Raw genomic sequence first — 11,228 nt, 5'->3', positions numbered from 1 at the left:
CTTAAAGAGAAAGACACTGTGCTATTCTAAATCCAAGGAAATGCTGAAACATTCAATTAGATTACTCCTTCATTATCTGAAATTTAATGAACTGCCAATTCCATATTCAATCGATCGCGATAATCGATCGATGAAAATATCACTCGAAGCTTGCGCGCCGCCTAAGCGGCGGTCGGTAAATCATACCCCGATCCAGCAACGCCCGGTTTTTAGCACTCGACGACGCCCCAGCTAATCGGATAGTAGTTTATCGTCGTACCCCGCAACGCCAATGGACTAGATTGCGAACCATCGCACTCCCTCCCAATCCCCCAATTGCCAATCCTAGCAATGACTTTGGCTACAGAGTGACCCTCAAACTAGCCATATCGGGAGACAAGCTGGTAATTGGTAAAGTCGTATCTAAAACGAGCACCGGATATGTCACCGTTATTTCAGGCACTCGCCGCTATTCATTAGCTGCTAGTGGCGAGATTGCCCTGAACAAAAATTTACTTGTTGTAGGTAGCACTACCAGCGAGCAAAAGGGGAAACTTGCCATTTTTAACTTGGCAGATGCTACGCCATCCCCACGAAATCTCGCCATTCCTATCCCAGTGAGAGAGATCGCGATCGCCGATAAATATATAGTTGTTGCCGAGCAACTTGAGGTTACTCAATTCAATCGGAAAAACCGCAAGATAGTAACATTGTTTGTGAACATTGCCGATCTTTCTATTACTTCTGCTAATGGGTTCGGCGAGATTTCTACCTATGGAAATAAACTAGTCCGTAGCTATTCATCTACAGATGATAATGAAGTGACTGGAAAAATAGAGCTATTTAATCTGGGCACCATGCCGCCAAAATCGCTAGGTTCGCGTAACGCTAATATTCTCAGTAGCTTTCTTACAAACAACTATCTGTTTACTGTTGAAAACCAAAATTCTCGTATTGCGGTCTGCATCGCATCATCCTCCAAGTAGATGTTGTTGCATCGATCGCGCACTCAAATATCTTAATTACTAAAAACATCGTCTTATGACCGTCACCCCTCCAGATAATAGAGCAGTTGTTGCATAGTTCGATCGAGCGGGGCATTATAGATTTGTAGGTTGGGTTGCGGATGCACGCTCTGGAGGAAACCTCTAGATTGAGCGCAACCTTGCAGAAGAATGAAACTAGAGCATACCCAAACTATTTTTGGGAGTGAAAATGACATTAAATCGCTTATTACAGATCGCACTATTAACAACAATCCCGCTCTTCGTGTGCGCGCTAGACATCCGAGCCGTCTCCGCAGATTGTATCGATCTTCAGTCAGAAGGCCTGCGAGGAGCTGGTAGTGCTTTAGTTGCCAACGAACGGTTTTTGGCGATCGACGATACCCTAGCTAACCGGATCGTAGTTTATCGTCGTACCCCGCAACGCCAATGGGCTAGAGTACGAACTATCGCACTCCCTCCTAATCCCCCAATTAGTGACGATCCTAGCTCTATCTTTGGCTACATTGCGACCCGTCATAAACTGGCCATATCGGGAGACAAGCTGGTCATTGGTAAAGTCATCTCTAAACAAGTGCGCCCCGGATCGCAAGAAGAAGCACTCTACCCATATAAACCTCCAGCAGAGAAAGGGATGGCTTATGCTGGCGCTGTCTATCGCACTTCACTCACTTCAAATTCTCCATTAGAGCGAATCGATCGTCCAAAAGACAAAGAATTAGCGGGTCTATCTGTGGCTGCTGATGGCGGAAAGATCGCTTTTTCAGTGGCTACATACGACAGCAAATCCCTCGGATATGTCACCGTTATTTCTGGCTCTCGCCGCTATTCATTAGCTGCTAGTGGCGAGATTGCCATGAAAAAAAATTTACTTGTTGCAGCAGATCTCACAGTTCGCGAGCGACAGGGGAAACTTACCATTTTTAACTTGGCAGATGCTACCCCATCGCCACGAACGATCGCCATCCCCCTGCCAGTAAAAGGGCTCGCGATCGCCGATAAATATATAGTTGTTGCCGAGCAACTTGAGGTTAATCAATTTCCTCAGAGCAACCCGCATATATCAAGGTTCCCAAAAACATTGTTTGTGAACATTGCCGATCTTTCTATTACTTCTGTTGATGGGTTTGGCAAGATTTCCACCTATGGGAATAAACTAGTCCGTAGCTATCCATCTACGGCTGATAATGAATCCATTGGCAAAATAGAGCTATTTAATCTGGGCACCATGCCGCCAAAATTGCTAGGTTCGCGCAAGGCTGATATTCGGCGCAGCTTTCTGGCGCAAGACTATTTGTTTACTGTTGAAGACCGAGACTCTAATAGTATGATTTGCATAACGTCATCCTCTAAGTAGCTGTTGTTGCCTAGTTCGCGCACTCAAATATTCTAATTACTAAAAATATCGTCTTATGACCATCACCCCTCCAGATAGTAGAGCAGTAACAACTAGTTTTAATACCTTTCCACTCAATGCTGTCGTAGCTATAGATTCTCAATTCGCTGCTATTGGTGTTACTGGTACTGGTACTGGTATTACTATTGCCCCCAATTATGTTTTGACTGCTGGACATAATGCCTATGATAAGAGTAATTTACTCACAGCTACCAATCTTAGGACTACCATCAGTGCCAATCTGACTAGTCTCAATTCAAGAATCATTGGTACTCCTGGCGATCCTCCCGCCAACGTTATCAATGCCAATGTTTATTTTCCCAAAAATTACAATACTTTTGGGAATACAAAACCAGAAAATGATATTTCACTTTTTAGAACGATCGATGCGCCGATTACTGCGGCTAATACTGTCGGTCTACTAGCTTTTGTTAACTCGGATACAGCCCAAAGCCTGACCATCACTACTGCTGGATATCCAGATGGAATTACTTCTATCTATAATGGCGGCACGACTTTGGTACTTTCTCCAGGTACAGGCACTGGTACTATTACCACTACCGAAAGCGGTGGTCTGTTTTACTATAGTGACAATGTAGACACGGAAGCTGGGCAGAGTGGTAGTGGTGTTTGGCATATTTTAGACGGAGATACAGCTCCTCGCGTTTTGGGAGTACATACTCGCGGTTATAGTGCCAGTAATGTTGGTTCGATCCAAAGCAATAGTGGAAGACTACTTACAACTGATGTGTACACCAAAATAATCGATCGAATTCAGGCTGATTCTGGTGTGGCTGATGCAGCGACTTTACCAGAAAATGCTTTGGTTGGCTCCGATTCAGACTTGTTTTCTTTCCTTGCTGATAGTGGAAATGACATTATTACCGGATCGTATCGTAGGGAAAGAATTTTAGGCAAAAGTGGAGACGATCGACTGTTTGGGGGCGGTAGTGATGACCGACTCGAAGGTGGCGACGGTGTAGACCAGGCTCTTTTTTCAGATCTATTTACTAACTATACATATAGCATTACCGATCCTACTAATAAATTCTTTACCTTCAATCATACTAAAGGTACTCAAGCTGATGCTCAGGACAGTCTGAAGGAAATTGAGTTTGGGGTTTTTGAGTATGTAGACAGCGATAAAGATGGTAAAGATGATGATAGTAATTTATTTTATGTACCGCTCCAAGTAGATGCTAAAGACAATACAAAACTGAAAGATGGCCCAGAAATAAGTCCAGAAAAAGATATTTTAACTAGCAGTGGCAGTAAAATCGGTACCATTACAGTCAAGTCTTCAGCTTGGACTTTTGATGGCGATGTGAACTATAACCTGACGTTGGGATCGAAACAAGGTACTCTATTTAACTTCGGCTATATTATCGATACATCGGGTAGTATGACCGGAAACCCCCTGACTCAAGCGAAGAATGCTTATCAGACGCTCACCCAATCTCTGATTGATAAAGGAATCGCTGCAAATAGTGAATTTGCTGTCATTGAATTCAACAGCTTTGCATCTCTTACTGGCCCCATCGATGCAGCTACGGCGATCTCTAAAATTAATAGTTTATCAGCAGGTGGCGGCACAGAATTTGGTGACGCTCTAAACAAAGCGCAGCAATTTTTTCAGTCTCGCAACAACAATGCTACCAACATTGCCTATTTTCTCTCTGATGGATTTGGGAGTGGTGCTAGCACAAGCTTACAAGCATTTGCCGAAGTGCGAGCTTTTGGGATCGGGGGAGCAGACTTGACCTCCTTAGACATTATTGACTCTGATGATGCTGTATCGCTAACTAATCCGGCGGACTTAGTGACACAGTTCAACTCATCTACCTTGGACAAAGACACAATCGATCGCATTGATGTCAAATTAGGCGGCACGGTGGTAGCTACAATCGCCCCTAACCAGTTGACAGTAGATGCGCTGGGTCGTCTGAGTTATGAAGGAGTTCTGAGCGATCTCACCGTCAGTCGTACCGCTGAAAATCAGGTTGCTTTTGAGGTAATTTTTAAAGACGGTACGCCCACCACTACCCTCAATTACAAAATCACTAGCGGTCAAGAGCAAGTTAGCACTCAATCTAATAGTGGAACTAAAGAAGTTATTACTTTTAGTGTCAATCAAGCAGATTTCCTCGAATCAGCCGCTGCTAAAATTACCGATCGAGAAGTCAATGCTAATGACTTAGCCAATACCATTACGGTTACTACTGGCAACAATATATTGCGGGGTAATGGTGGTAACGATCGATTTATTCTCAATGGCGGAACTAATTTGATTGACGGTGGTGAAGGGATAGATACTGTCAAAATTAACAAAACACAGGCTACAGCGGGTGCAATTACCAAAAATGGTAATATCGTGAATATTGGTACCAATACTACGCTGCTGAATACAGAGTTTATTGAATTAGATGATGTTCGATTGGCTGTCGATACTCTAGCAATCATCCCCATTATTACGCTCAAAGAGCGAATCATCTCGCTGGTAGAAGGTAACAGTGGTAGGAAAACAGCGACTTTTACAGTAAATCTTTCTAGTGCTAGTACTAAGGATGTGGCGATCGATTATACAACTCGATCCAGCAAGGCCACTGCGGGATCGGACTATACAACTAGTTCGGGCCAGCTTACGATTGCGGCGGGTCAAACGTCTGGCACGATCGATGTTGAAATTCTCGGCGATACTCTAGCAGAAGGAGACGAACGGGTTTTCCTAGATCTGGCGGTGTCGAGCGGAGCTACCTTCGCTGACAACTCAACTAAAGCTAGCGCCGGGATAAACATCGAAGATGATGATAGTGCTATTGGCATTTCGATTACTGCCGATGACCCCTCTGTTATTGAGGGCGACCCAGATCGGCCCTCAAAACTAATCTTAACTTTAGACCGCTTTGGCAGCCTGCTGAATACAGATACGATCGGCTATCAGCTCGGATCGACTGGTGCCAAGCCAGCTCAGGCGGATGATTTTGTAAATGGTTTTGCACCAGGTCAAATTACGTTCGCTCCTGGTGAGCGTTCTAAAAGTCTGGAAATATCGATCGCTCCCGATCTCAATATTGAAGGCGATGAAACTTTTGGCTTAACTCTTACTAGCTTGGCGGGAACGGCTACTGTATCCGATCGAGAGTTAGTGCTGACCATTCGCGACGATGATGGTATTGTAGTTAAGCCAAAATTCGATCTCCAGAAAACCACTGAAGACATTTGGACAGCTATTGGTAGTGGGAAAGTCAAGGTTGCTCTTATGGCTAAAAACAGCGATCGACTCAACGAGATCGGCGTTTTTAAACTCGCTGCCGACAATACTATTAATGGCATAGCACCAGGTGCCGCAGGATTCGCTAAAGCAGCTTTGACTAACAGTACTACCTTATTTACAGCCCTTCCTGACTCCACTGCAAATGGACTCGATTTGAGCCGCGTTTTCCAGGTTGATAACAATGAAAGAGTGGGCTTCTTCTTAGTCAATAACGGCAGTATTCAAGACAAACTGAAAGAGAATAACTTCAATAATGTCGTCTTCTCGATCGACTCTGCTAACCTCAATAGCAAAGATTATCTGAAAGTCACTAATAACGCTGGTGAGTTTACCCTAAATTGGGAGCAAGGCAATGACGAATCTTTCCAAGACCTTACAGTTAGCTTGGCGATCGACAATAGCCCAAATTCGGCACTCAGCTCAATTGCTAATCTCCAAGGCAAAAGTGAAGGAGAAATCCTAGATCTCCGTACTTTCGCTGGACAGACTCTCGAAGCCACTTTTAACGTTAGACGAGAAGCCGCTTTCAACAATATTGTGGGTTTTTACAAAATTGAAGATGGTGAAGGCACTGTTAAGTCTGTTACTGGTGCTGCACTCAGACCCCAAGATCGAGGATATGGACTAGCTGCGCTAGCGAACAAAATTGCGGGCATAGACTTGGTAGGCGAAAACTTAAAAACAGTTACAACCACTAAAAATTTTGCTGGTGGTGCCATGTATGCGCCATTCTTAATTATTGATGGTAATGTTGGCAATGATAATGCTTTCGTTTTAACTCCATTTGCTGCGGGTAATTATGGCCAATTAGATCGCGTTCGATCGCTAGGTAATAATGTTTTTGGTTTTGAAGATTTACTAGTGGGCAGTGACAATGATTTCAATGATTTCATCGTTCAGACTAGCTTTAAAACTATTTAGGTCGAGCTATTACTCTACAGCATAAATCTAGTTACTATTTTGAGAAGACTGGGGGACTGGGGGACTGGGGGACTGGTAGCAAGAAATGATGTCCTTACTTGCGCCACTCAGTACTAGCGGAATGTGGGTTTTACCTATTCCCTATTCCCTATCCCCTATCGCAGAAACGGCAAAATCACCTCATACAATTCTGCTGGATACTCTTCGTGCATTCCCAGCGTTCCGGGTAAGGTATGACTGATGACGTGCGGAACTTCGGCGAGGGCGAGCATTTCGGCTGTTGATTTGGGTGGGCTGCTTTGACCGATCGCGATGAGCACGGGTATACTCAGAGACTGAAGATGAGCGATGGCAGATGCTCGATCGAGATAGGGATCTAGTCCCCCAGTGACAAAAGCGCCAGCACCATATCTGGCTCCTGGTTGTTGAGTTATTTGGCGTTTTTGGGTGAGTAAATCGGGCGTTAGTTTATGGGCATCAGCATACACATGTCGCCGATACATGAAGGCGAGAAAACTCGGCGTAGTAGTTAGTTGATATAATAATTGACCGATTACTGGCGTGCGAATTAGTTCCCGAATGCCCTTAAGCCACGGCTTTTGTCCCCGCGCCATCGTCGGCAATGGCCCGCGCCAGGTTGGGGCAACTAAAATCAACTCGGACACGCTATTTGGCACCGTAGCGGCGAGATTTAGGGCATATCCCGCTGCATGTCCGGCGGCGATAATCGCGATCGGCGATCGATAAATATCGCGCACAAATTCTGCCAAAAACTGACGATACAGCGGCGGTGCATAATCTAGACGAGATCGATCGCTATCGCCAAAGCCTGGAAAGTCTACAGTCGTCACTTGATACTGCGACTTCAATAGCTGCGCCAAGCCCGACATCTCAGTCCGACTAGAAACAGTGCTAAAGGCAGGTAAAAGTAAAATTGGTTTACCGACACCTTCAGTTTCATAAGCAACGCTTACAGGCTGCCCTTGCCAGCTCCACTGATATGTGGACGTGCTGGGATTGACAACATTCGATTCGATACTAGTCAGATTAGACATTATCTTGCTGGGAGATGGGAGATGGGAGATGGGAGATGGCAGTTCGGCTGTCGCTCACTGACCATAGGGGGGATGGGGAGACGGGGAGACGGGGAGACTGGGAGACTGGGAGATTGGGGAAACTTAGTGGCTTATTCTTTTACCTCTTACCTTTTACCTCTTACCCATTACCCATTACCCCTTACCTCTCATCTTAACGATCCAGTTACCAAACCTGCGCCAGTTGGCTTTGACTACTTTATGCTGTGCGATAAAGTGGATGACAATGAAGATGGCAAAAACTTTGGATGTCCGGCTATGAGCGGCACCTGCTTGAGATGCGCCTGCGGAACTGACTGGAAATAAGTCCGGCATGGGAATACCAAATAGGCTAATGTTATTGGCTTGGTAAGCATTTGATAGCCAATAACCACTCAGGGGTACTGCCAACATCAGGAGATACAACACTGTATGTAAACCAGTCTTGAAATACCAATTGCTAGTAAATTTTGGTAAATGCTTGGTGTATTTTTTGCCCCATACTCTCAACAAGAGATAGCCGCGCCAGCCGAGTAGTAGCAGCACTAGTACGCCAAATGATTTGTGAGCGGCATAAAATAGTTCGCGAAAGCTAATTTCCGATGGTAGTCGTTCGAGTGAGATCCCACTGGCAAACAAAATTAGGTAGAGTCCTGCCATCCACCAATGAATAGACATCAGTTGTTTGAAGACAGAATTGAGTCGGGTTGGTGGTGCTGCTGACATGTGCGGTTAGCTCTAGTTGAGATCGCGATCGAGCGGGTAGTTATTTTATAGTAATGTGTCTGGACTTCGATCGAGCAGCTTTCACCCTGAGCTGTTCAATCATTTTGGGCGTGCTCGAACTCATAGACGTAGAACAAACCAATGAGTTTGCCGATGCCATAGCCTAGAGCTGTCAAGCCCAGCGAGATGGCTACCCGTCCGCCAAAAGCGATCGAGACTACACTGGTTTGCTGCATTAGGGCAAGCGAACGTGATTCTAATAATATCGCTATTACCAAGATCGCGATCGCGAGTCCATAACTGCCAACTCTCGCCCATTGCAACCGCTTGAGGGCAGTTTGGCAATACTGACAATCGGCGGTGTGGGTGTGCCACACGTCGAATAGCACTTGCTTATTGAGTTCGGCGGGTGGAAGTTGGGAATCGCCAGTCCAAGGGACGCCTCCACCAGCCCGTTTTTCGAGCCACTGGCGGAAGGTAATCGTCATTTTATCCTGGGGATTGGGCGTATATACGGCATCCAGCCAGCGATCTTTAGTTGCCATCGTCCGTTCCTGGTAGTGAAGAAATACCATGTCTTGATGAAGAAATAGCGACGCGAGAATGTGTCCGAACCAAGTCGGCATCGGGAGGGCGAAAAAACCCAAGCCGGGCGGTAATTTACCCTGAGTATTTTTAACTAAGATCTGGGTACCGATATGCCGACACCAACCGGGGCGAGTGGGGATGGCGTATAGCACTAAAATTAGCTGCCCTTCGTCGGTGAAGGTAGTCGTAATCTTCATCAGACAAGGCGGCTGGAAGTCGTGGATGGCTGCCATAATCGGCGCACCTTCTCCCTGAGTCACGCCGAAGGAAAAGCCCTCCTGAGTCGAAATTTCGCGCAATCGGGGCATATCATAATACTTGGCATCACGATCGCGATCGCCGACGAGTCCGTGATGTGAAACGGGCACATGAGCGGGATCGGCGACATTTTCCATGAAATAGTCCCAGCCGTAAGGCATGTCCCGAATATTCCAAAATAGCTTCACGACTCGCCCAGATTTATCGTCTAGCTCGGGAATGGTGCGGGGCGATCGCGTTTTGCTCTCGATCGCTCCCTGCGTGCCAGCTTCCGCCCACACCCATAATAATCCCTGTGCTTCCTGGGTAGGATACGCGATCGCGCAGGATTTAGGATTGGCGCGATGTTGGGCTTCTAACTCGGATGTTTGGGACTGGGGGATTTTGGTACAGTTGCCAGCCCCATCAAATCGCCAACCGTGGTAGGCGCACAATAGCGTACCATCGGCTTCTACACGTCCTTCGGATAAGGGCGCAAGCCGATGGGGACAGGCATCCTCAAAGCATTGCCACTGTTGCGCTCCATCCCGCCACAACACGACATTTTTGCCCAATAGTTGCAACGAGTGGGGTTTGTGGGGATCGAGAAATTCAATGACAGCGACGGGATACCATTGCTGCGTCCATTGGAAATCGGCACTGCTGCAAGGATTTGATTCAGACTTACCCGCGATCGTGGAAATGGCTGTCATTTTATCCGCCTCAGCTCTGAATTTTATCTATACTTTATTGAAACAGATTTACTGGCTGAGGGTCAATGTAGGTTTGTCGTCGATCGCTCGTTAATCAGTGTTCTAGTGGATAGTGGATAGTGGATGACGAAGAGTGCGGGAAACAAAGGCGGGCGTCGCCGATCGAGATGTAAGGTGAATAGTTAAGCTCACATCTTGCACCAGCGATGTGAGTAAGCACGATCGCCGATTCACGACTGTAGCTATTGACGATCGCCAATTCGCGATCGAAGATCGGTGGTATCTCCTAAATCGATCGCGATTTTCGGGAATTGGATATCGCTCGATTGAATCGGATAAGTATCAACTCGCGTTTTCTCAGTCACAGTGGCTGCGCGTCACCCCCAACTAAATTAAAATATATGGCGAAGAAAAGTATTATTACGGCGGTAGCATTGGTAGCGGCTGCTGGAGCGGGATATGCCGGGTATAAATATGTTTATAGCGGTGAAAGTAACGCGGGCGATCTGGCGACGGTGATTCCAGAAAATGCTTTGATGGTAGCGTATGTCTCTAACGAACCCGAAACCTGGGCGAAGCTAAAAAAATTTGGGAATCCCGAAGCTCAAAAAATTGTCACCGCGCAAATCCAAGAGGTAAAACAGCAGTTACTCGCCCAAACTCAGATGGATTTCGATCGAGAAGTCCAGCCGTGGCTGGGTAACACCATGATGGCAGTTTTACCGAATGCTGAAGCGAAATCTGGCACCCCGCGCTTCTTAATCGCGATCGGGGTTAAGGATAAACTCAAAGCACTTGACTTTGCCAACAAACTCAAAGCTCAAAGTAAAGAACCGACTAAAGAATTCGACTACAAAGGGATTAAAATTACCAATAGCGGTACGGGTAGCCGAGCAACCTTTAGCGCACTCGTTAACGATCGATTGGTACTCGCACCTGAAAAACGCTCGGTAGAACAAGCGATCGATACTGCCAACGGGCAACCTTCCCTGGCTAACAAAGCCGGAAATGACTGGTTTAGAGGCGATAGCCTCCAACTCAAACAGCCGATTGCTGCCTTTTATATCCCCAATTACAGCCAAGCGCTGCAACAAATGCTCGCGTCTAGCAAGCAGCCAATCCCACTCGATGCAGCGACTCTCGCTCAATTGAACAAAATTCAGTCTGTCGGCGGTGGCATCGCGATCGATGATGCGGGGATTAGAATGAAAACAATTGCCAAAACCGATGGCACGATATTAAGTTTACCCGCCACCTCAACTAAAGCGCTCGGCAATTTTCCCGCCGATACCTTCGCGTTATTTGGCGGTACTGGCT

At 46.4% G+C, this 11,228-nt stretch carries 8 protein-coding genes and 1 pseudogene; 5 read left to right on the top strand and 4 right to left on the bottom strand.

The genetic code is table 11. The features are described from left to right. From RMO35_RS02420 to RMO35_RS02405, 4 genes and pseudogenes are all read left to right on the top strand, one after another. A pseudogene (locus RMO35_RS02420) lies at nt 1-103 on the top strand (IS1 family transposase); the annotation flags it as partial. Between the two features lie 244 nt (nt 104-347). Beyond that, the gene (locus RMO35_RS02415) at nt 348-965 is read left to right on the top strand and encodes a hypothetical protein (RefSeq protein ID WP_309738321.1); all 618 of its coding nucleotides are present in this window, start codon (nt 348-350) and stop codon (nt 963-965) included. A 229-nt stretch (nt 966-1,194) separates the two neighbouring features. Next, the gene (locus tag RMO35_RS02410; RefSeq protein WP_309738320.1) at nt 1,195-2,340 is read left to right on the top strand and encodes a hypothetical protein; all 1,146 of its coding nucleotides are present in this window, start codon (nt 1,195-1,197) and stop codon (nt 2,338-2,340) included. Nucleotides 2,341-2,395: 55 nt separating this feature from the next. Beyond that, on the top strand, nt 2,396-6,574 hold the full coding sequence (locus tag RMO35_RS02405) for a Calx-beta domain-containing protein (protein WP_309738318.1): 4,179 nt from the start codon (nt 2,396-2,398) through the stop codon (nt 6,572-6,574). Nucleotides 6,575-6,729: 155 nt separating this feature from the next. On the opposite strand, the gene RMO35_RS02400 is transcribed toward RMO35_RS02405, so the two are convergent. The 4 genes from RMO35_RS02400 to RMO35_RS02385 form a co-directional block, all read right to left on the bottom strand. Beyond that, on the bottom strand, nt 6,730-7,629 hold the full coding sequence (locus RMO35_RS02400; protein ID WP_309738316.1) for an alpha/beta fold hydrolase: 900 nt from the start codon (nt 7,627-7,629) through the stop codon (nt 6,730-6,732). Between the two features lie 174 nt (nt 7,630-7,803). After that, nucleotides 7,804-8,373, bottom strand: coding sequence for a cytochrome b/b6 domain-containing protein (locus RMO35_RS02395; RefSeq protein WP_309738315.1), 570 nt, complete (start codon nt 8,371-8,373; stop codon nt 7,804-7,806). A 95-nt stretch (nt 8,374-8,468) separates the two neighbouring features. Next, entirely contained in the window at nt 8,469-9,911 is a 1,443-nt protein-coding gene (locus RMO35_RS02390; protein ID WP_309738314.1) for a Rieske 2Fe-2S domain-containing protein, read from the bottom strand. Between the two features lie 242 nt (nt 9,912-10,153). Continuing rightward, entirely contained in the window at nt 10,154-10,276 is a 123-nt protein-coding gene (locus RMO35_RS02385) for a hypothetical protein (protein ID WP_309738313.1), read from the bottom strand. 36 nt (nt 10,277-10,312) lie between these two features. Here RMO35_RS02385 and RMO35_RS02380 point away from each other — a divergent pair. Beyond that, a partial coding sequence (locus tag RMO35_RS02380; RefSeq protein ID WP_309738311.1) for a DUF3352 domain-containing protein occupies nt 10,313-11,228 on the top strand: 916 nt, incomplete at its 3' end.

The organism is Chamaesiphon sp. OTE_20_metabat_361 (assembly GCF_031364565.1).
This window is presented reverse-complemented; position numbering and strand designations above follow the sequence as displayed.

What these genes read in the sequence shown, in the direction of transcription:
- RMO35_RS02410 (WP_309738320.1), top strand. Translation starts at nt 1,195, where the DNA reads ATGACATTAAATCGCTTATTACAGATCGCACTATTAACAACAATCCCG.
- RMO35_RS02400 (WP_309738316.1), bottom strand. Translation starts at nt 7,629, where the DNA reads ATGTCTAATCTGACTAGTATCGAATCGAATGTTGTCAATCCCAGCACG.
- RMO35_RS02390 (WP_309738314.1), bottom strand. Translation starts at nt 9,911, where the DNA reads ATGACAGCCATTTCCACGATCGCGGGTAAGTCTGAATCAAATCCTTGC.
- RMO35_RS02395 (WP_309738315.1), bottom strand. Translation starts at nt 8,373, where the DNA reads ATGTCAGCAGCACCACCAACCCGACTCAATTCTGTCTTCAAACAACTG.
- RMO35_RS02405 (WP_309738318.1), top strand. Translation starts at nt 2,396, where the DNA reads ATGACCATCACCCCTCCAGATAGTAGAGCAGTAACAACTAGTTTTAAT.